The 19,819-nt window shown below is 70.5% G+C and carries 19 protein-coding genes and 1 riboswitch; of the genes, 12 read left to right on the forward strand and 7 right to left on the reverse strand.

Annotated elements, in window-relative coordinates; genetic code table 11:
• The gene (locus Pth03_RS31890; RefSeq protein WP_203948151.1) at window positions 1–1,077 is read right to left on the reverse strand and encodes a WD40/YVTN/BNR-like repeat-containing protein; all 1,077 of its coding nucleotides are present in this window, start codon (window positions 1,075–1,077) and stop codon (window positions 1–3) included.
• A 104-nt stretch (window positions 1,078–1,181) separates the two neighbouring features.
• On the reverse strand, window positions 1,182–2,297 hold the full coding sequence (locus Pth03_RS31895; protein WP_203948152.1) for a globin domain-containing protein: 1,116 nt from the start codon (window positions 2,295–2,297) through the stop codon (window positions 1,182–1,184).
• A gap of 304 nt (window positions 2,298–2,601) precedes the next feature.
• Between Pth03_RS31895 and Pth03_RS31900 the strand changes: the two genes are divergently transcribed.
• Complete coding sequence (locus tag Pth03_RS31900) at window positions 2,602–3,297, forward strand: gamma-glutamyl-gamma-aminobutyrate hydrolase family protein (protein ID WP_203948153.1); 696 nt, start codon at window positions 2,602–2,604, stop codon at window positions 3,295–3,297.
• Window positions 3,298–3,337: 40 nt separating this feature from the next.
• Window positions 3,338–4,120: an enoyl-CoA hydratase/isomerase family protein gene (locus tag Pth03_RS31905; RefSeq protein WP_203948154.1), complete on the forward strand. Its 783-nt coding sequence runs from the start codon at window positions 3,338–3,340 to the stop codon at window positions 4,118–4,120.
• A 4-nt stretch (window positions 4,121–4,124) separates the two neighbouring features.
• Here the strand turns inward: Pth03_RS31905 and Pth03_RS31910 are convergent, their stop codons facing one another.
• From Pth03_RS31910 to Pth03_RS31920, 3 genes are all read right to left on the reverse strand, one after another.
• Complete coding sequence (locus Pth03_RS31910; RefSeq protein ID WP_203948155.1) at window positions 4,125–4,547, reverse strand: SRPBCC family protein; 423 nt, start codon at window positions 4,545–4,547, stop codon at window positions 4,125–4,127.
• A 95-nt stretch (window positions 4,548–4,642) separates the two neighbouring features.
• Entirely contained in the window at window positions 4,643–5,854 is a 1,212-nt protein-coding gene (locus Pth03_RS31915) for an acyl-CoA dehydrogenase family protein (protein ID WP_239119516.1), read from the reverse strand.
• Window positions 5,855–5,985: 131 nt separating this feature from the next.
• Window positions 5,986–6,576, reverse strand: a complete 591-nt coding sequence (locus Pth03_RS31920; RefSeq protein ID WP_203948156.1) for a class I SAM-dependent methyltransferase — start codon at window positions 6,574–6,576, stop codon at window positions 5,986–5,988.
• A gap of 131 nt (window positions 6,577–6,707) precedes the next feature.
• Here Pth03_RS31920 and Pth03_RS31925 point away from each other — a divergent pair, with 131 nt between their 5' ends.
• The 10 genes from Pth03_RS31925 (at window position 6,708) to Pth03_RS31970 (ending at window position 18,674) form a co-directional block, all read left to right on the forward strand.
• Window positions 6,708–8,369 carry a sensor histidine kinase gene (locus tag Pth03_RS31925; RefSeq protein ID WP_203948157.1) on the forward strand — a complete coding sequence of 554 codons (1,662 nt, stop codon included), beginning with the start codon at window positions 6,708–6,710 and terminating at the stop codon, window positions 8,367–8,369.
• On the forward strand, window positions 8,366–9,055 hold the full coding sequence (locus Pth03_RS31930) for a response regulator (RefSeq protein ID WP_203948158.1): 690 nt from the start codon (window positions 8,366–8,368) through the stop codon (window positions 9,053–9,055). The genes Pth03_RS31925 and Pth03_RS31930 overlap by 4 nt, the downstream gene beginning before the upstream one ends.
• Before the next feature lie 10 nt (window positions 9,056–9,065).
• Window positions 9,066–9,632: a cardiolipin synthase ClsA gene (clsA, locus tag Pth03_RS31935; RefSeq protein ID WP_239119517.1), complete on the forward strand. Its 567-nt coding sequence runs from the start codon at window positions 9,066–9,068 to the stop codon at window positions 9,630–9,632.
• A 3-nt stretch (window positions 9,633–9,635) separates the two neighbouring features.
• The gene (locus Pth03_RS31940; RefSeq protein ID WP_203948160.1) at window positions 9,636–12,140 is read left to right on the forward strand and encodes a mannose-1-phosphate guanyltransferase; all 2,505 of its coding nucleotides are present in this window, start codon (window positions 9,636–9,638) and stop codon (window positions 12,138–12,140) included.
• A 196-nt stretch (window positions 12,141–12,336) separates the two neighbouring features.
• A complete protein-coding gene (locus tag Pth03_RS31945) occupies window positions 12,337–12,840 on the forward strand; it encodes a double zinc ribbon and FHA domain-containing protein (protein ID WP_203948161.1) in 504 nt (167 codons plus the stop codon).
• Between the two features lie 19 nt (window positions 12,841–12,859).
• Window positions 12,860–13,516, forward strand: a complete 657-nt coding sequence (gene ftsR, locus Pth03_RS31950; RefSeq protein WP_203948162.1) for a transcriptional regulator FtsR — start codon at window positions 12,860–12,862, stop codon at window positions 13,514–13,516.
• A gap of 76 nt (window positions 13,517–13,592) precedes the next feature.
• Window positions 13,593–14,063: a bifunctional nuclease family protein gene (locus Pth03_RS31955; protein WP_203948163.1), complete on the forward strand. Its 471-nt coding sequence runs from the start codon at window positions 13,593–13,595 to the stop codon at window positions 14,061–14,063.
• Window positions 14,064–14,206: 143 nt separating this feature from the next.
• Window positions 14,207–14,824, forward strand: a complete 618-nt coding sequence (locus Pth03_RS31960) for a MerR family transcriptional regulator (protein ID WP_239119518.1) — start codon at window positions 14,207–14,209, stop codon at window positions 14,822–14,824.
• Between the two features lie 87 nt (window positions 14,825–14,911).
• Window positions 14,912–15,000, forward strand: a riboswitch (glycine riboswitch).
• Between the two features lie 176 nt (window positions 15,001–15,176).
• Window positions 15,177–18,002, forward strand: a complete 2,826-nt coding sequence (gene gcvP / locus Pth03_RS31965; protein WP_203948165.1) for an aminomethyl-transferring glycine dehydrogenase — start codon at window positions 15,177–15,179, stop codon at window positions 18,000–18,002.
• Between the two features lie 108 nt (window positions 18,003–18,110).
• Entirely contained in the window at window positions 18,111–18,674 is a 564-nt protein-coding gene (locus tag Pth03_RS31970; RefSeq protein ID WP_203948166.1) for a hypothetical protein, read from the forward strand.
• Here the strand turns inward: Pth03_RS31970 and Pth03_RS31975 are convergent.
• Entirely contained in the window at window positions 18,655–19,029 is a 375-nt protein-coding gene (locus tag Pth03_RS31975) for a hypothetical protein (RefSeq protein ID WP_203948167.1), read from the reverse strand. The two genes, Pth03_RS31970 and Pth03_RS31975, sit on opposite strands and share 20 nt — an antisense overlap.
• A 127-nt stretch (window positions 19,030–19,156) precedes the next feature.
• Window positions 19,157–19,807: a helix-turn-helix domain-containing protein gene (locus tag Pth03_RS31980; RefSeq protein ID WP_239119519.1), complete on the reverse strand. Its 651-nt coding sequence runs from the start codon at window positions 19,805–19,807 to the stop codon at window positions 19,157–19,159.
• Window positions 19,808–19,819: the final 12 nt, after the last annotated feature.

Genomic DNA, 19,819 nt, shown 5'->3' on the forward strand with positions numbered 1-19,819 from the left:
TCAGAGCACCGCCGCCCTGACCGTGAGGACGTCGGGGAGGTGGCGGGCGATGAGCGTCCACGTCTGGCCGCCGTCGGCGGAGCCGTACACCTCGCCGTCGCGTGTGCCGAAGAAGACGCCGGCGTCACCGGCGACCATGGCGTCCCGCAGCACGGATGAATGCACCGGCTCGTCCGGCAGGCCGTCGGACAGGCCCTTCCAGTCCGCTCCTGCGTCGTCGCTGCGATAGACGTTGTAGCGGTGGTCGACCGGGGTGCGGTCGACGTCGCCGTGCAAGGGGAAGACGTAGACGGTGTCGGGGTCCCCGGAGTGCACGGCGATGGGGAAGCCGAAGTCGGAGGGCAGCCCGGCGCCGATGTCGGTCCAGGTGCCGCCGAAGTCGTCGGAGCGGTACACCCCGAAGTGGTGCTGGAGGAACAGCCGCTCCGGCCGGGCCGGATGCTGGGCGACCTTGTGCACGCACTGGCCGAACTCCGGGTACTGCGCGCCTTCGGGCAGGAAGGGCGCCCGGATGTTGTGGTTGGCCGGCTCCCACGAGGCGCCGCCGTCGTCGCTGCGGAAGAACCCGACCGCCGACGCGGCCACCGCGATGCGCCGGGGGTCAGAGGCGTGGGGGATGACGGTGTGCAGGCACAGCCCGCCGCCTCCCGGCTGCCATTCAGGCCGTGTGGGGTGGTCCCAGAGCCCTTCTACCAGGCGATAGGTGGCGCCGCCGTCCTCCGAGCGCCAGAGGGAGGCGGGCTCCGCGCCCGCCCACACCACGCCGGGTTCCGACGGCGAGGGTTGCAGCTGCCACACCCGGGCGAGCGTGGCGCCGGTGTGCTCGGGGAACGCGATGGGCGGAGTCTTCGCCTCCTCCCAGGTTCGCCCGAGGTCGTCGGACCACATGACGGACGGGCCGAAATGGCCGTATTCGATGCCGGCCAGGACCCGTGGGACGTCCCCACGGGTGTCGATGGCTACCGACGGCACACCGATGGTGGAGAAACGCACGGGGTCCACCTCGAACGGCCCGCCGCCGGATGAGCGTGCGAGGAACAGTCCCTTCCGTGTCCCGATCGCGAGCAGGGCTTCCATGAGCACCTCCCAGGACTCTCGTAGGGGCTATCGTGCCAGGCGGCACGCGGCCGGTCAGGGAGATCCGTCAGGAGACCGATATGTCCGCTCTGTGGAGGGCTGAACTAGGGCTCTCCCTGGATGGTGTCGCGGTGGATCCTGCACAGGGGCACTCCGGAGGCCTGTAACCGCTGGACCGTCATGTTCACCATCGAGGAGGGGCCGCAGACGTAGACCTCGTGCTCGGCCCACGAGTGGAACCGGTCCATGACGTCGGGCAGGGAGCCGCGCATCCCGTCGAAGGCGCTCTCGTCGGAGACCACAGGAAGCACGCGCAGCCACGGGAAACTCGACTCCATCCGGATGAGGTCCTGCATGTCGTAGAGCTCCGACGCGCGCCTGACGCCGTGGAGGAGGTGGATGTTGGGCCGGCGGCCCGAGGCGATGACGTGCTCGACGATGGCCTTCAGCGGCGCAAGGCCCGTGCCTCCCGCGACGAACAACAGGTCCCGGTCGGTCTCGACCGGCACCATCGTGCCGACGGGCGGGCCGAGCAGGATCTGGTCGCCGATGCGGGTGTGCTGCACCAGCGCCGAGCTCACCCAGCCGCCGGGGACGGCCCGCACGTGCAGGCGCAGCGTGTTGTCCTCACGCGGAGCGTTGGCGATGGAGAAGGTCCGCCAGACCCGCGGCCACCTGGCTGTCTGCACGGTGACGTACTGCCCGGGGGTGAAGGTCATGTGCTGGCCCGGCCGTACGGTGATGACCGCGATGTCGCGGGTGCGGCGGTCGTGGTCGACGACCTCGGCGAGCCACCAGGGCGGCGCTAGCCCGGCGTCGGCGGTGGCCGCCTTGATCATGGCCTCCGAGGCCATGCCGTACGCGGCGACCCAGGCCGCTTCGATCTCGGCCGTCCACGCGTCGCCGGCGAAGTGCTTGATCGTGGCGATCAGGGCCTTGCCCACGGCGGTGTAGTGCTCGTCGGAGACACCGTATTTCCGGTGGTCGCGCCCGAGCTGCGCGAGATACGCCGAAAGGCCGTCGGGGCTGTCGAGCAGCCAGACGATCCGCGTGAGCGCCTTGAAAAGGCGGTCGCGCTGCATGTCCATCGCAGGAGGAAACATCGCCCGCAGTTGCGGGCTCTCCGCGAACAACCGCCCGTAGAAAAACGCCGCGGCCTTCCCCGCGACGGGCTCGATGACGGAGAAGCTCTCTTTGACGAGGCGCGGATTAAGCGACATCTAATGTGTCCCACCCTTGGGACCGGACCTGCTCCGGTCTTGTCGATCCACCTCCTGACGACTCCGGGTGATGAGCGGCGGCGGCCCCGGCTCAACCGCGCTCATTCCGGAGTCTCGCACTCGCAGCAGGACGTCACAACCGTTTCGCCACAAGGCGGACGAAGGCGCACCGATTGTGATTGTGCGGTAATGCACTGTAATCAGGGATGTTCTGGTGCGGGAGTGAATACTGAGATAATTGAGACAAAGGAGAATTCGGCTGTGCCATTAAGGGTGCGCCGATTTGCAGCCCCGGGGAGATCGCATGGCGCGTCCGCTCGTTGGCATCACCACCTACCTCGAGGCCGCCCGGTGGAGCGTCTGGGTGCGGGAGGCGGCCGTCTCGCCCCAGGCCTACGCGGTCGCGGTGGAAAAGGCGGGCGGATCACCGGTCCTGCTGCCCCCCACCAGCGCCGCGTCCGTCCCCGAATACGTGCGCGGGCTCGACGGCATCGTGCTCGCCGGCGGGGTCGAGATCTCGCCCACCCTGTACGGCGAGGCCCCCGGCGAGCGGTACGACGAGCGGTTCGGCGAGCCGCAGGCCCATCGCGACCGGTTCGATCTGGCCCTGGCCCGGGCGGCGGTGGAGTCCGACCTTCCGGTGCTCGGCGTCTCCCGGGGCATGCACGTGCTCAACGTCTCCCAGGGCGGCACGCTCATCCCGTGGCTGCCCGAGGTCGTGGCCCACGACCGGCACGAGACGGCCAGGCACCAGATCACCGTGAGCATCTCCAGCAAGGTCGGCAAGGCGGTCGGCGACCATGCCGAGGTCACCGGGGCGCACCGGCAGGGCCTGCGGCGACTCGGCACGGGCGTGCAGGCCGTGGCCTGGGCCGACGACCAGATCGTCGAGGCGATCGAGATGCCGGGCCGCCGGTTCGCCGTCGGCGTCCAGTGGCATCCCGAGCGCGGCACGGACATCAGCCTCTACGAGGCGCTCGTCGAGGCCGCCCGGCCGTGACCGTTCCCTCACCGGTAGGTGCGCGGTTAGCGTGCCAGAGGTGAGGGACTACGAGAAACTCAAGATCGACTGGCCTGCCGAGGGCGTGCTGCGGATCGTCGTCAGCGCACCCGGCAGGCTGAACGCCGTCGATCGCACCGGGCACCGGGAGCTCGCGGAGGTCTGGCGTGACGCCGACGCCGACGACCGGGTCCGCGCGGTGGTCGTCCGCGGGGAGGGCGAGGCGTTCTCCGCCGGCGGCGACCTTTCGATGATCGAGGAGATGACGCGCGACCACGCGACCCGCATGCGCGTGTTCACCGAGGCCCGCGACATCGTCTACAACCTGATCAACTGCTCCAAGCCGGTGGTGTCGGCCATCCAGGGGCCGGCGGTCGGGGCCGGGCTCGCGGTCGCGCTGCTGGCCGACGTCTCCGTGGCCGGCCGTACGGCACGGGTGATCGACGGGCACACCCGGCTGGGGGTCGCGGCGGGCGACCACGCGGCGATCGTCTGGCCGCTGCTGTGCGGCATGGCCAAGGCGAAATATCACCTGCTGCTGTGCGAACCCGTCACGGGTGAGCAGGCCGAGGCGATGGGCCTGGTCAGCCTCTGCGTGGACGACGACCAGGTGCACGAGCGGGCGCTGGAGATCGCGGGCAGGCTCGCGGCGGGGTCGGCCGAGGCGATCAGGCTCACCAAATACGCGCTGAACAACTGGCTGAGGCTGGCAGGGCCGTCCTTCGACGCCTCCCTGGCCATGGAGTTCCTCGGTTTCACCGGACCGGACGTGGCCGAGGGAGTGGCGGCCGTGCGCGGCAGGCGCCCGCCCCGGTTCACGTGACCGGTCACCGGAACCGCGTGCGCAGCGACTCCAGGCCGGGGCCGAAGACCCGGCGCGAGAGGATCTTCGCGGCCTCGGCCGGGTCGGCGGAGTCGTAGACGGCGTACCACTCCACGAACGCTTCGCCGCTGCTGGTCACCGGCGCCACCCGGTAGGTGGCCTGATAACCCGAGACCGGCAGCGGAGACTCCACGATCTCGTACGTCAGCGACCGCCCGCCCTCGTCCAGGGCCAGCAACCGCTCGCGGAACGGCGTGCCGAATCCCTCGATCCGGCGCACCGCCCCCGGAACGGGCGCGTAGCCCTCCTCGATCTCACAGGAGGCCACACCGGGCAGCCATTCTGCGAGATTGCCGAAGTCGCGCAGGAAGGCCCAGACCGTCCCGGCGTCGGCCGCGACCACCGTGCTCGCGTAGGTCTTCTCCATCGAACCCCCCCGCCCGGACCACACGCCCGAACCACCCGACGTTCCGCCGTACGCCGGGAACCTTCCCCGCGTGCGGCCCGCGCAAGGGTGGGAGATCAGAAGCTGCGCGGAAGCCCGAGCACCTGCGTGGCGATGTAGTTGAGCAGCAGTTCCTCGGTCACGGGGGCGATCCTGCCGATGCGGGCGTCGGCGAGGAGACGCGCCACCGGATACTCCAGCGAGTAGGCCATGCCGCCGTGGGTCTGGAAGGCGGCGTCCGCGGCCTCCCAGGCCGCCTGCGAGGCCGCGAGTTTCGCGATGTTGGCCTCGGCGGCGCAGGGCAGGTTGTTGTCGAAGGACCAGGCCGCCTTGTACAGCATGAGCCTGGCCAGCTCGATCCTGGCCTTCACCTGGGCCAGCGGGAAGGCGATCGCCTGGTTCGACCCGATGGGCCGGCCGAACACCTCACGCTCCTTGGCGTAGCCGACGCCGGTGCGCAGCGCCACCTCCGCCCCGCCGAGGGCGCTGGCGCCCAGCAGGATGCGCTCGGGGTTCAGCACGTCCCAGAGCACCGCGGCGCCCGCGTCCAGCTCGCCCAGGATGGCGGAGGCGGGCACGCGGAGGTCGTCGATGAACACCATGTTGGACGGGGTCGTGTTGGCCCCCATCTTCGGGATCGGCCGGTACGACAGCCGGCCGGCCGCGACCGCCTCCGGCACGTTGACCAGGAAGACGGTCATGCCCGCGGTGCGCGGCCTGGCCTCGGCGGCGGGGATCGTCCGGGTGACCAGCAGCATCCAGGTGGCGCGCTGCACGCCGGTGATCCAGATCTTCTGCCCGTTGACGACGTAGTCGGAGCCGTCCCGCCGGGCGAAGGTGGAGATCGCGAGCGAGTTGGACCCGGCGTCGGGCTCGGTGAGGGCGAAACATGTCTCGATCTCGCCGGTCGCCAGCTTCGGCAGCAGCTCGGCCTTCTGCTCCGCCGAGCCGTGCCTGGACAGGGTCATCGCGCCGAAACCGGGTGTCAGCACGTAGGTGAACGCCGAGCCGCCCGCCGACCCCGACGCCGACAGCGTCTCGGTGGCGACGGCCAGCTCCAGCAGCCCCTGCCCCGCTCCGCCGTACTCCTCGGGTACGGCCAGGCCGAGCCAGCCGCCCTTGGCGAGCTCGGCCCACACCTCCTCGGGCCAGCGCTTCTCGGCCTCGCAGCGCTCCCAATAGGCCATGTCGTAACGGGAGCAGATGTCGGCGATACCCCGTTGTACGGCTTGCGCGCTCTCCGGCAGGGAGAAGTCCATAAGCGTCTCCATTTCCTGGTCGCGCGTCATAGTAGAACGAAGTGATCTCCAAATCACCGGGGTGCGCGGAGCCGGGAGACGAGGGCCGAGCGCCGTTCAGCGGCGCGCCTATGTCCAGGGCCCAGTGGCGGGGCTCAGTGGCGAGGCTCAAGTGGCGGGACTCAGTGGCGAGGCCGCCTCGCGTGGTAGACGAACGCGGGCGGGATGTTGCGCCAGACGGTGCGCCCGGGCACGACCTCCTCGAACGCCGAGCTCAGCGCGGAACGGAAGCGCAGGGCGGGGGGCAGCACCCGCGCGTGCATGTACGAGAACGTGGTGAACGCCCCGCCGGGCGACAGCGCGTCGACGACCGCGCGCAGCAACGTCGACTGATGGGAGTCGGAAAATGCGGCCCACGGCAGCCCGCTGACGATCACGTCGGCGGACGCCACGCCGCGGTCGGTCAGCAGTTTGGGAAGCCGGGCCGCGTCGTCGACCACGACCTCGACACCCGGATGGGCGGCGGCGAGGGGACCGGCGAAGCGCGGGTTGATCTCTACGGCCACGTGCCGCCCCCGCCCGCCCAGGCGGCGCTGGATCTCGGCGGTGAACGGTCCCGTCCCCGGTCCGAGCTCGACCACCATCGGGTTGCCGCGCTCCGGGACGGGCACGCAGACCGCCGAGGAGAGGCGGCGGGAGCTCGGCGCCACCGCGCCCGTCGTCGCCGGGGCGCGGAGGAACTGACTGAAGAAGGTCCCTGACTCGTTGGCCATGATCAGAACTTAGGGCCGCCTGTACGGCGGCGCGCCCCGTCCTCCGGACCATCTCGTCGGCCAGAAGAAGGAGGGCCCGTCCTCCCTCGGGAGGAAGGGAACCATACGCCCGCTGCAGATACCGTTCCGGTATGCGGTGGCGCGGAACGGCTCTCGACGTGCTCCTTGCGGCGTGCGGTCTCGTCCTCGACGTACTCGTGACCTGGGGCCACTGGGGCGGTCCGTCGGCGCCCTGGTGGGCGGCCGTGCTGCTGTGCCTCCTCGCCGGCCTGCCCCTGGGACTGGTACGCGGGTGGCCGGGGCCGGTCGCGATCTACTTCTCGGTCCTGCTCGTCGTCTGCGACAGGCTCGGTGCCTTCACCACCGACACGGTGCAGATCCTGCTCCCCGTGGCGGTCGGCGTCCTGGCCCGGGACAAAGGCTGGCGCTGGACCGGGCCTGTGGCGGTCGTCGCGAGCGCCGCGACGGCCGTCAACCTGGCCGACCCCGGCATCGCCTTCACCCGCACCTCCTGGTTCTACTCGGTCGGTCTCATCGTGTTTCCGCTGCTCATCGGCCGCTACCTGCGCAGCCAGAAGGGGCAGGGCAGGGAGGAGCCCGCGCCTCTGCTGGACCTGCTGCTGGCCGGCGGCGGCGTGGCCTTCGCCGTGCTCGGCACCTGGCCGGCCTGGGACAGCGGGCGGCCGCCCGTGTGGGCCGTCGGCCTCGGCGTGATGCTGGCCGGGCTGGCACTGGGCGTGGTCAGGAAACATCCGGGCGCCGTGCTGCTGCTGGAGAGCCTGGTGCTGATGGTGGCCGACCAGTACGCGCCGAGGACGGGCGGCAGCCTCCAGTTGCTGGTGCTGGTCGCGCTCGGCGTCTTCGCCACCCGGGCGAGCTGGCCGTGGGTGGGCGCGGGTTACCTGCTGACCTGCTCCGTCACCGCCATCGTCACGGTCGACGACCACACCGAGATCTCGTCCTTCCGCGTGATCGCCCTGATGGCCATGGTGACCGCCCCCGTGGCGATCGGCCGCTACGTCCGCACCCGACAGGACGAGGCCCGTCAGGCGGGGGAGCTGGCCGTCGAGCGGCTGCGCGCCGACCGGCTGGCCGAGCGGGAGCGGATCGCCCGCGACGTGCACGACATCGTGGCCCACCACGTCGGCGCGATGGTGCTGCGGGCGAGCGCCGCCCAGTACGCCGGGGCGTCCGGGCCCGCCGCCGAGGCCCTGGCCGACATCAGGGACACCGGCCACCGCGTCCTGGAGGACCTGCGCGGCCTGCTGGCGGTCCTCCGCGATCCCGAGCGCGACGAGCTGTCCTCGGCGGCGGGCGGGCACGCGCGCGACCTCCTGATGCTGGCCGACCCCGACGACGTCATGCGCGACGCCGTCGCCCGGATGGCCGCCGCCGGGCTGCGGGTGGACCTGAACATCGCCACCGAGGCCTTCGCCGCCCCCCTCGTCGTCAGGGCGTCGGCGGCCAGAATCGTCCAGGAGGGGTTGACGAACGTGCTCAAGCACGCAGGTCCCGAGGCCGCCGCCGAGATCACCGTCGGGATGGAGCCGCGGGCGATGACCGTGGAGGTCCGCAACGGGCCCGGCACCGCCGGGCCGCGGGAGACGCTTCCCTCGACCGGGCAGGGAATCGCGGGCATGCGCGAGCGGGCCCGCGCCCTCGGCGGCCGCCTGTCGGCCGGGCCCGCGGAAGACGGCGGCTGGCGCCTGGCCGCGTCGCTGCCCCTGCCCGACCCGAAGGACGGCGCGGACGCCGACCCCGAGTGCCGCTGGACCGCGCGGGGCGCCTCATGATCCGGGTCGTGATCGCCGACGACCAGGCGCTGGTCAGGGCGGGCGTGCGGATGATGCTGGAGGCGGCAGGCGACATGGAGGTCTGCGGCGAGGCCGCCGACGGCGCCGAGGCCGTCCACCTGGCCTCCATGCATCGTCCCGACGTGATCCTCATGGACCTGCGCATGCCGCGGGTCGACGGGCTGGAGGCCACCCGGCGCATTCTTGCGGGCGACCCGGCCGCCAGGATCGTCGTGCTCACCACCTTCTCCGACGACGCGAACCTCTACGCCGCCCTGGGGGCGGGCGCCCTGGGCTTCCTCGTGAAGGACGACCCTCCTGACCGCATGGTCGACGCCGTACGGCGGGCGGCGGTCGGGGAGCCGCTGCTGGCCCCCTCCCTGTTGCGGCGGGTCGTCCAGCGTGCTTTGGCGGCGGAGCGCCAGACCGTGCCGCTGCCGGGCGTTCTCACCGAACGAGAGGTGCAGGTGCTCACCCTCGTCGGCATGGGGCTCTCCAACGCCGAGATCGGCGACCGGCTCCATGTGGGGGTCACGACCGTCAAGAGCCACGTCGCGGCGATCATGGAGAAGCTGGAGCTGCGCAACCGCACCCAGGCCGCCGTCGTGGCGCACCGATTCGGCTTGGTGGACGCCGAGTTCAATGCCCTGGAACCGCCTCGCGGCGGGCGGGGAGCCGACATGTAGGGTCTGGGGCGTGAACGCTGCCGAGGACCGGATCTTCACCATTCCCAACCTGTTGAGCATGCTGCGGCTGCTCGGCGTTCCGGTGTTCCTCTGGCTCGTTCTGGGGCCGCACGCGGACGGGTGGGCCATCCTCCTGCTCGCGCTCGCCGGCTTCTCCGACTGGCTCGACGGCAAGATCGCCCGTGCCTGGGGGCAGACCAGCAGGCTGGGCCGCCTCATCGACCCCCTGGCCGACCGGCTCTACATCCTTGCCACGCTGGTCGGGCTGGTCCTGCGCGACGCCATCCCGCTGTGGCTGGCGCTGGTCGTGCCGTTGCGCGACGTCTTCCTTTTGTGGGTGCCGCCCGTCCTGCGCCGCAACGGGTACGGCCCCGCCCTGCCGGTCCATTTCCTGGGGAAGGCGGCCACCGCGGCCCTCATGTACGCCTTCCCGCTGCTCTTCCTCGCCTCCCACCAAGGCTGGTACGCGGAGATCTCCACGATCTTCGGATGGGCCTTCGCCATCTGGGGAACTGGTCTGTATTGGTGGGCGGGGGTGTTGTATGTCGTACAGGTGCGCCAGCTAACGAAGGGGTGACCCGTGAAGGCCGTCGTCATGGCGGGCGGGGAGGGGACACGGCTGCGGCCGATGACCGCGAACCAGCCCAAACCCCTGCTCCCGATCATCAACCGGCCGATCATGGAGCACGTGCTCCGGCTGCTGAAGCGGCACGGCTACACCGAGACCGTCGTCACCGTGCAGTTCCTGGCCGCTCTCATCCGCAACTACTTCGGCGACGGCGACGAGCTCGGGATGACCCTCCACTACGCCACCGAGGAGGTGCCGCTCGGCACGGCCGGGAGCGTCAAGAACGCCGCGGACAAGCTGCGCGAGGACCGCTTCCTCGTGATCTCCGGGGATGCGCTGACCGACATCGACCTGACCGACATGCTCCGCTTCCACCGGGAGAACCGGGCGCTGGTCACCATCGGGCTCAAGCGGGTGCCGAACCCGCTGGAGTTCGGGATCATCATCGTGGACGACAACGGGCGCATCCAGCGGTTCCTGGAGAAGCCCACGTGGGGCCAGGTGTTCTCCGACACGGTCAACACCGGCATCTACATCATGGAGCCGTCCGTCCTCGACCACATGGAGCCGGGGCAGCCCGTCGACTGGTCGTCCGACATCTTCCCCAAACTGCTTGAAAGTGGCAAAAGGCTCTTCGGGTACGTGGCCGACGGCTACTGGGAGGACGTCGGCACCCACGAGAGCTATCTGAAGGCCCAGGCCGACGTCCTGGAGGGCAAGGTCAAGGTCGACTTCGACGCCTTCGAGCTCGCGCCGGGCGTCTGGGCCGCCGAGGGCGCCTCCGTCGACCCCGACGCTGTGCTCAAGGGGCCGCTGTACATCGGCGACTACGCCAAGGTCGAGGCCGGTGCCGAGCTGCGCGAGTACACCGTGCTGGGCAGCAACGCGGTGGTCAAGGAGGGCGCCTTCCTCCACCGCGCGGTCGTCAGCGACAACGTCTACGTCGGCCCCGCCGCCCACCTGCGCGGCTGCGTCATCGGCAAGAACACCGACGTGATGACCGGGGCGAGGATCGAGGAGAACGCCGTCGTCGGCGATGAGTGCGTCATCGAGGCCGAGGCCTACGTCTCCTCCGGCGTGAAGATCTATCCGTTCAAGACCATCGAGGCCGGGGCGGTCGTCAACACCAGCGTCATCTGGGAGTCGCGCGGCCAGCGCAGCCTCTTCGGTCCCCGCGGGGTCTCCGGTCTCGTCAACGTGGAGATCACCCCCGAGCTGTGCGTACGGCTGGCCAGCGCCTACGCGACGACGCTGCGGAAGGGCGACACCGTCGTCACCTCCCGCGACGCCTCCCGGGCCGCCCGGGCGCTTAAACGGGCCGTGATCAGCGCGCTCAACTCCAGCGCCATCAACGTCGTCGACCTGGAGGCGGCCGCCCTGCCGGTCACCAGGTTCAACACCTCCAGGGAGAACGTGCGGGGAGGCATCGCCCTCAGGACCACCGCGGGCGACCCCCAGAGCGTCGACATCGTCTTCATGGACGAGTCCGGGGCCGATCTGTCCCAGGCGGCTCAGCGCAAGCTCGAACGGGTCTTCTCACGCCAGGAGTACCGCCGCGCCTTCCCCGGCGAGATCGCCGAGCTGACCTTCCCCGCCAGGGCCGTCGACACCTACGCCAGGGAGCTGCTGCGCTGCATCGACATGAGCGGGGTCAAGGACGCCGAGATGAAGGTCGTGGTGGACTGCGCCGGCGGCACGTCCTCGCTCGTGCTGCCCAGCCTCCTCGGGCGGGCCGGGGTCGACGTGCTGACCGTCAACAACCGGCTCGACGACGCCTCCCCGACCGAGAGCCTCGCCGAGCGTCGCCGCGACCTGCAGCGCCTCGCCGAACTGGTGGCCTCCTCGCGGGCCGCCTTCGGCGTACGGTTCGACCCCGTGGGGGAGCGGGTCTCCCTCGTCGACGAGATGGGCCAGCTCATCAGCGAGGAGCGGGCGCTGCTCGTCGTGCTCGACCTGGTCGCGGCCGAGCGCAGGGGCGGCCGGGTGGCACTGCCCGTCACCACGACCCGGGTCGCCGAGATGGTCTGCCGGTTCCACGGCGTGCAGGTCGACTGGACGGCGACCAGCCTGGACACGCTCACCGCGGCGGCGGCGCACCCCGACACGATCTTCGCCTGCGACGGCCGCGGCGGGTTCATCGTGCCCGAGTTCGCCCCCACGGTGGACGGCCTGGCCGTGTTCCTCCGCATGCTCGGCCTGGTCGCCAGGACCCGGCTTTCCCTCAGCCAGATCGACGCGCGCATCCCCGAGGCGAAGCTGCTCAAGCGGACCGTTCCGACGCCGTGGGCCCACAAGGGCACGGTGATGCGCTCGGTGGTCGAGGCGGCCGAGGGCCGGCGGCTCGACACCACCGACGGCGTGCGCGTGGTGGAGGAGGACGGCAGCTGGGCCCTCGTCCTGCCCGACCCCTCAGAGGCGGTCACCCACCTGTGGGCCGAAGGCCACGACGTCGACGGCGCCCAGGCCATCCTCGAACGCTGGGCGCGCGTGGTCGAACAGGCCGCCGGAGCCTCATGAGATTGATCACAGTTGCATTGGCGCTCGCTTCTTCCGTGGGCGCAGTAGGCTCGTGTGGCGGGATGGACCATGAACGGCCGGGGGCTGTAACGTTGGTCAGTCCGTGCCCAGCGACGCTTCTTGACCTTTGCCCCTGATCAGCGTAAGTTGCGTCATTCGCAGTCTGAGCAAGTCGTGAGAGAGGCCGAGCCGTTCGATGCCCAGCGTCTACTGCACGCAGTGCGGTCATGCCAACCCCGAGGATGCCCGTTTCTGTTCTCGATGCGGTTCGCCGCTGAGCGCTCCGGCACCTGTCGCGCCCGACACCACCTCGACGATCTCGCTTGACGCGATCGAGGCGGAGCTCGGTCAGCCGCTCATGCCGGACCGTGCGGCCCTGGAGCAGCTGCCTCCGGGGACCGCGCTGCTCGTCGTGATGCGCGGACCCAACGCGGGGAGTCGTTTTCTGCTCGACAGCGACCTCACTACGGCGGGTCGCCACCCGGAAAGCGACATCTTCCTGGACGATGTGACCGTGTCCAGGCGGCACGTGGAGTTCTACCGGCGTGGTGGCCAGTTCACCGTGCGTGATGTCGGAAGTCTGAACGGCACCTACGTCAACCGGGAGCGGATCGAGGAGTTCCCGCTCGCGGGAGGCGACGAGGTGCAGATCGGCAAGTTCCGGCTGGTGTTCCTCACGCGTGGCCCTGGAGGGCCATGATCGGTGAGGAGGTGGAGCCATGAGCGCGCAGGCCGTACGGGCGTTCATGAGCATCGGGGAGGTCCTCGCTCTGCTGCAGGGCGAGTTCCCCGACGTCACGATCTCCAAGATCCGGTTCTTGGAGGGTGAGGGGCTCATCGAGCCCCAGCGGAGCCCGTCGGGGTACCGCAAGTTCACCCACACCGACGTCGAGCGGCTCCGCTACATCCTGACCGCACAGCGTGACCACTATCTTCCGCTGCGTGTCATCAAAGATCAGCTCGACGAGCAGGCCACCCGTCCGCGCGGTGTTCCCGCCGAGGCCCCTGCCATACGGCTCAGCCGGGAGGAGCTGATCGAGGCGGCGGGCATCGACGAGGACACCCTCGCCGAGATGGAGAGCTTCGGGCTGGTGACCGCCGTGGCGCGCCGTTACGACGCGGACGCGCTCGAGGTGGCCCGCAGCGCCGGTGAGCTGGCCCGTTTCGGCCTGCACCCGCGGCATCTGCGGGCGATCCGGGCGGCGGTCGAGCGCGAGGCCGGCCTTGTGGAGCAGGCGGTCGCGCCGCTGCTCCGGCGCCGCGCTCCGGGCGCGATCGACCAGGCGGGGGAGACCGCGCGCGAGATCTCCGGACTTCTCCAGAAATTGCACAGTGCATTACTTCGTGAGGGTGTTCGGGGCGTTCTGGGACGGTGACCGGCTCATTCGCTCCGTCGCGGTGTTACGTTGAATGCCTGGTGATATGCCGCGACGCTTTGAGACGGAGTCGCCCGTGTTGCAGATGGAGGTCGTGGGGGTTCGCGTTGAGATGCCCTCCAACCAGCCGATCGTGCTCTTGAAGGAGGCGAGCGGCGATCGGTACCTGCCGATCTGGATTGGCATGACCGAGGCGACCGCCATCGCGCTGGCCCAGGCGGAGGAACCGCCGCCCCGGCCGCTGACCCACGACTTGTTCAGGGACGTGCTGGAGGCTCTCGGGGTTCGCCTCCGGACCGTCAAGATCGTCGCTCTCCGCGACGGGATCTTCTTCGCCGACCTGGTGTTCTCCAACGGCGTAGAGGTCAGCGCCCGCCCTTCGGACTCGATCGCGCTGGCGCTGCGGACGGGGGCGACGATCTATGCCAGCGAGGACGTGGTCCAGGAGGCGGGGGTGAGCATGCCCGACGACCAGGAGGACGAGGTGGAGAAGTTCCGCCAGTTCCTGGACAACATCACCCCCGAGGACTTCGGCCGTGCCGGCTGATTTCGGGATATTACGCTTCACGACGCGCCGGACGGGGTCGTTGACTGAGGATGGCCTCGGTCCTACGGTGCAAGGGAAACCACGGTTGTAATTCACGAACCCCCAGATCAGACCGTGGGATGAGAGAAAGCCGGAGGTCCGCAGTGGCGGTCAGCAGCGGCGAGGGTAAGCCGGTCGGCCAGCATGATCCGGTTCGGCAGGCGGCACGGGAGCGTGCCGGCGAGCAGGGTCTGCTGTTCGACGAGCAGCCGGCGGCTCTTCCCGAGGACATCGGGTACCGCGGCCCCACCGCATGTGCGGCGGCCGGGATCACCTATCGACAACTCGACTACTGGGCGCGCACGGAGTTGGTGCTGCCCACGATAAGAGCCGCTCAGGGCTCAGGTTCACAACGTCTGTACAGCTTCCGGGACATTCTCGTCCTCAAAGTGGTCAAGCGCCTCCTCGACACCGGTGTCTCTCTCCAGCAGATACGCACGGCCGTGCAGCACCTGCGGGACAGGGGAGTCCACGACCTGGCGCAGATCACCCTGATGAGCGACGGGGTCAGCGTCTACGAGTGCACGTCGGCCGACGAGGTGATCGACCTCCTGCAGGGCGGCCAGGGCGTGTTCGGCATCGCGCTCGGACGGGTCTGGCGCGAGGTGGAGGGCTCGCTGGCCGAGCTTCCCGGCGAGCGCGCGGAGAGCTCCTCCGACGCGGAGGGCGACCATCCGGCGGACGAGCTCGCCCGCCGTAGGAAGGCCCGCAAGACCGGCTGAAGGTACATCCCGCTGAAAACAGCCCCTTTGCGGGCAGGGAGGTACGTCACCGTCAATTCCGGCAGCCGGTAGAGTTGGTGACGCCGACGACCTCGTGCGGGAGAGTCCCCTTTCAGGGGCGCCGAAGGAGCAAACCTCCCCGGAATCTCTCAGGCAAGCGGTACCGCACGGACGAGGCAACTCTGAAAAGCAGGCGCGTCAGCCAGGCGTGCCTCACCGAAGGGGAAAGCCGGGCACGATGATCGCCCGGCGAAGCTCTCAGGTCTGATGACAGAGGGGGAGACCGAACGACGACGGGCTGTGCCACCGGGCACGGCGCGCGCTGGTCTCGACCCGCCAGGAGGCCCCTGTCATGACCGATCGCTCACCGCTTCGCGATCTTTCCGCACCGCCCTTCGCCGCCCGCCACATCGGTCCCTCCGACGCCGAGCAGGCGCGGATGCTGGAGACCGTCGGCTATGAGTCGGTGTCCGACCTGGTGGACGTGGCCGTTCCCGCGGCCATCCGGACGGCGACGCCGCCGGTGCTGCCCGAAGCGGTGAACGAGACCGAGGCACTGGCCGAGCTGCGCTCCCTGGCCGGCCGCAACCAGGTGCTCACGTCGATGATCGGACTGGGCTACCACGACACGATCACTCCCGGCGTCATCCTGCGCAACGTGCTGGAGAACCCGGGCTGGTACACGGCCTACACGCCGTACCAGCCGGAGATCTCGCAGGGACGGCTGGAGGCGCTGCTCAACTTCCAGACCGTCGTCAGCGACTTGACCGGCCTCGACGTCGCGGGTGCCTCACTGCTGGACGAGGCGACGGCCGCGGCCGAGGCGATGACGCTGGCCCGCAGGGCGAGCAAGGCCAAGGCGGACGTCTTCGTGGTGGACGCCGACACGCTGCCTCAGACGAAGGCCGTGCTGGCGACCAGGGCCGAGCCGCTCGGAATCACCCTCGTCGAGTCCGACCTGACCGGCGACCTGCCCGAATGCTTCGGGGTGCTGGTGCAGTACCCGGGAGCGAGCGGACGGGTCGCCGGATTCCGCGACCTGGCCGAGCGGGCGCACGCCCTGGGCGCCCAGGTGGTGGCCGCCGCGGACCTGCTCGGTCTGACGCTGCTGGCCGCCCCCGGCGAACTGGGCGCCGACATCGCGGTGGGCTCCACCCAGCGGTTCGGCGTGCCGTTCGGCTTCGGCGGCCCGCACGCCGCCTACATGTCCGTACGCGAAGGGCTGCAGCGGCAGATGCCCGGCCGCCTGGTGGGCGTCTCGGTGGACGCCGACGGGCACCCGGCCTACCGGCTGGCCCTGCAGACCCGCGAGCAGCACATCCGCAGGGAGAAGGCGACCAGCAACATCTGCACCGCGCAGGTCCTGCTCGCCGTGATCGCCTCGATGTACGCCGTCTACCACGGCCCCGACGGGCTACGGCGGATCGCCCAGCGCGCCCACCGGCACGCGGCGATCCTGGCCGCGGGGCTGCGCGAGCACGGCGTCGAGGTCCTGCACGAGGAGTTCTTCGACACCGTGCTCGCCCGCGTGCCCGGCCGGGCCGACGAGGTGATCGGCGCCGCCGCCGCGGCGGGCGTCAACCTGCGCAAGGTCGACCAGGACCTCGTCGCCGTCGCCTGCGACGAGAAGACGACCACGGCCCACCTCAGCGTCGTGTGGGAGGCGTTCGGCTGCTTCGGGGTCGTCGTGGACGACCTCGACCGGGTGACGCCGGACGCCCTGCCCGCCGACCTGGTCAGGACCTCCGACTTCATGACCCACCCGGTGTTCCACTCCCACCGGTCCGAGACGGCGATGCTGCGTTACCTGCGCAGGCTTCAGGACAAGGACATCGCGCTCGACCGCTCGATGATCCCGCTGGGCTCGTGCACCATGAAGCTCAACGCGACCACCGAGATGGAGCCGATCACCTGGCCCGAGTTCGCCGGCATCCACCCCTTCGCGCCGAAAGACCAGGTCGGGGGATACCTGGAGCTGATCGGCGGTCTCGAGGGCTGGCTCGCCGAGATCACCGGCTACGCCCGGGTGTCGATCCAGCCCAACGCCGGCTCGCAGGGCGAGTTCGCGGGACTCCTCGCCATCCGCTCCTACCACCGCTCCCGCGGCGACCTCGGCCGCGAGGTCTGCCTCATCCCCTCGTCGGCTCACGGCACCAACGCCGCCAGCGCCGTCATGGCAGGCATGCGGGTCGTGGTCGTGGCCTGCGACGACAGCGGCAACGTCGACCTTGACGACCTCGCCGCGAAGATCGACAAGCACCGGGACGCGCTGGCCGCGATCATGGTCACCTACCCGTCGACGCACGGCGTCTACGAGGAGACGATCGTCGAGATCTGCGAGCGGGTCCACGAGGCGGGGGGGCAGGTCTACGTCGACGGCGCCAACCTCAACGCGCTGGTCGGCCTGGCCAAGCTCGGCGAGTTCGGCGCCGACGTCTCCCACCTCAACCTGCACAAGACCTTCTGCATCCCGCACGGCGGCGGCGGCCCCGGGGTCGGCCCGGTGGCGGTGAAGGCCCACCTCGCCGATCACCTGCCCGCGCACGTGTCGGCCGCGCCGTACGGCTCGGCGGGCATCCTGCCGATCTCCTGGGCGTACGTCAGGATGATGGGCGCGGATGGGCTGCGGCAGGCCACCGAGCAGGCGATCCTGTCGGCCAACTACCTGGCCAGGCGGCTCGCGCCGCACTACCCGGTGCTCTACACCGGCCGCGACGGCCTGGTCGCCCACGAGTGCATCGTCGACCTGCGCCAGATCACCAAGGAGACCGGCGTCACCGTCGACGACGTGGCCAAGCGCCTGATCGACTACGGTTTCCACGCGCCGACCATGTCGTTCCCCGTCGCCGGCACGCTGATGATCGAGCCGACGGAGAGCGAGGACCTCGCCGAGCTCGACCGGTTCGTGGACGCGATGATCGCCATCCGGGCGGAGATCGCGCGAGTCGCCTCCGGCGAGTACGACAAGACCGACAACCCGCTGCGGAACGCGCCGCACACGGCCGACTCCCTGGTGTCCGGCGAGTGGTCCCACCCGTACGGCAGGGCCGAGGCCGCCTACCCGGTGCCGTCGCTGCGCGACAACAAGTACTGGTCGCCGGTGCGCCGCATCGACCAGGCCTACGGCGACCGCAACCTGGTGTGCGCGTGCCCTCCCCTCGAGGCGTACGAGGACTGAGGTCTCCGGGGAACGACCAGTTGCGCATGTCGCTCCCGTGCGGCGGCGGCGATCGTTAAGATCTTGCTGATCGTTCCCCACCCCACCTGATCACTGCGAGGCCCCCTCATGACGGCAGTCGACCCCGGGCGGCCGATCGACCAGGCACGCCGGCTCGCCGAGAACGGCGATCTCGGTGAAGCTGCGGCGATCTTCGCGGAGCTCGCCGCGGACGCGGAGGGCCCCGACCAGGCCGACGCCGCCGTCGGCCTGTCGGTCGTCGCGGAGCGCATGGCGGCCGACCTGCTGGACGACGGTCAGCCGGAACAGGCCGCCGACGTGCTGCTGGAGGCGCTGTCGGTGACGGCCGTCGCCGACGCCGCGAGGTTGCGGATTCTGCTGGGCATCGCCCACCTCGACATGGCGTGCGGCCAGTTCGCGAACGCCGTCGAGGAGGGCCGGTGGGAGGACGGGGAGGCCGAGACCGGAGCGCTGGCCATCGAGTTGCTCGCCCGGACGCTGCCGCTGCGCGGCCGTGACGCGGACGCCGAGACGGTCTGGCGTTACGGTCTCGACCACCCCGACGAGGTGGTGGCCGAGCAGGTGCGCCTGCGGATGGGCCGCGACGTACGGCCGGCCGCGGGGAGCGACACCCCCGGCGTCGACGGAGCCGTCAGCGAGAACGGCGGCTGAGCGCGTAGGCGATGTTGACGCCGATGATGCCGGCCCAGACGAGCAGCAGGCCGGGACCTCCGGCGGCGTCTCCCGCGATGGCGGTGAGGGGGATGGCGATGCCGAGCGACCCGAGGGCCACGGGCACGGCGGCGTCCTTGGCGCGGCGGTTGTCCTTGCCCGCGGCGCCCGAGGTCTGCGCGGCCACCTCGGACCGGACGCGCGCTGCGATCTCGACGTCGAGCTTGTCGAGGAACGAGTCGACCAGCGCGTCCTCGTAGTCGGGGCCGAGCTCGCGGCGGGCCTCGATGATCGCGTGAAGGTCCTGCCGCGTGGTGGGGGACGCGACCCGGTGCTGCGGTGAGATATCCGTCACAATGAACATTCTGGCAAGCGGACTGCGCCGGTGCATCCCTCCTTCGGAGGGTCGCCTCTCGTACCAAGGTCGGAGAAGCGTGATCTCACGCGGCGGTTCGTCCGGTGACCGAGGGGGCCAGGCGCCGTCATCCGGCTGCCTCGCTCCGGGGACCACGGGCCGTGGGCGGTCCCTCGTGGCGCAAGGCGCCGTTGAGGAAGAGATCGACCAGTTCGTCGGTGGTCAGCGGGTCGGGCGCCCCTGGCCGCCCGGAGGCCATCAGCAGCATCTGGAAGGCGTCCGCCAGGCGTTGCGGTGCCAGCCTGAGGGAGTCCCGCTCCGGCTCGAACAGCGCGGCCAGAGCCGCGCGCGGCGCCCCGAGCCCCGCCTCTCGGTCGTGTCCGCCCTCCTGACCGGCCCCGGGTCGCGGGGGGCGTTCCCCCCGGCCCGCTCCGGCCAGCGCCCCCGCGACCGCGCCCACGCGGATCATGAAGCCGCGCATCACCTCGGCCGCCTCGGCGAGCCGGGCGGCGAGCGGCTGGTCCAGGGAGATCGCCTCCACGTGGGCGACGGCGTCGTCGGGGCGCAGGGCTTCCGCCATGCATGCCGCGAGCAGGGCGTCCTTGTCGGCGAAGACGCGGAAGATCGTGCCTTCGCCGATGCCGGCCGCACGGGCGATCTTCGCCGTGGTCACGGCCGCGCCGTACTCGATGACGAGGGGGAGGGCGGCGGCGACGATGGCCGCGCGCCTGCGGTCGGGGTCCATTGCCGGCGCACGGCGCCGGGAGGTTTCCGTCATACGATCAAAGTA

This window comes from Planotetraspora thailandica, assembly GCF_016863335.1.
In the GTDB taxonomy this organism is placed as follows: Bacteria; Actinomycetota; Actinomycetes; order Streptosporangiales; family Streptosporangiaceae; genus Planotetraspora; species Planotetraspora thailandica.

What these genes read in the sequence shown, in the direction of transcription:
- Pth03_RS31890 (WP_203948151.1), bottom strand. Translation starts at nt 1,077, where the DNA reads ATGGAAGCCCTGCTCGCGATCGGGACACGGAAGGGACTGTTCCTCGCA.
- Pth03_RS31895 (WP_203948152.1), bottom strand. Translation starts at nt 2,297, where the DNA reads ATGTCGCTTAATCCGCGCCTCGTCAAAGAGAGCTTCTCCGTCATCGAG.
- Pth03_RS31900 (WP_203948153.1), top strand. Translation starts at nt 2,602, where the DNA reads ATGGCGCGTCCGCTCGTTGGCATCACCACCTACCTCGAGGCCGCCCGG.
- Pth03_RS31910 (WP_203948155.1), bottom strand. Translation starts at nt 4,547, where the DNA reads ATGGAGAAGACCTACGCGAGCACGGTGGTCGCGGCCGACGCCGGGACG.
- Pth03_RS31915 (WP_239119516.1), bottom strand. Translation starts at nt 5,854, where the DNA reads ATGACGCGCGACCAGGAAATGGAGACGCTTATGGACTTCTCCCTGCCG.
- Pth03_RS31920 (WP_203948156.1), bottom strand. Translation starts at nt 6,576, where the DNA reads ATGGCCAACGAGTCAGGGACCTTCTTCAGTCAGTTCCTCCGCGCCCCG.
- Pth03_RS31925 (WP_203948157.1), top strand. Translation starts at nt 6,708, where the DNA reads ATGCGGTGGCGCGGAACGGCTCTCGACGTGCTCCTTGCGGCGTGCGGT.
- Pth03_RS31930 (WP_203948158.1), top strand. Translation starts at nt 8,366, where the DNA reads ATGATCCGGGTCGTGATCGCCGACGACCAGGCGCTGGTCAGGGCGGGC.
- Pth03_RS31945 (WP_203948161.1), top strand. Translation starts at nt 12,337, where the DNA reads ATGCCCAGCGTCTACTGCACGCAGTGCGGTCATGCCAACCCCGAGGAT.
- ftsR (WP_203948162.1), top strand. Translation starts at nt 12,860, where the DNA reads ATGAGCGCGCAGGCCGTACGGGCGTTCATGAGCATCGGGGAGGTCCTC.
- gcvP (WP_203948165.1), top strand. Translation starts at nt 15,177, where the DNA reads ATGACCGATCGCTCACCGCTTCGCGATCTTTCCGCACCGCCCTTCGCC.
- Pth03_RS31970 (WP_203948166.1), top strand. Translation starts at nt 18,111, where the DNA reads ATGACGGCAGTCGACCCCGGGCGGCCGATCGACCAGGCACGCCGGCTC.
- Pth03_RS31980 (WP_239119519.1), bottom strand. Translation starts at nt 19,807, where the DNA reads ATGACGGAAACCTCCCGGCGCCGTGCGCCGGCAATGGACCCCGACCGC.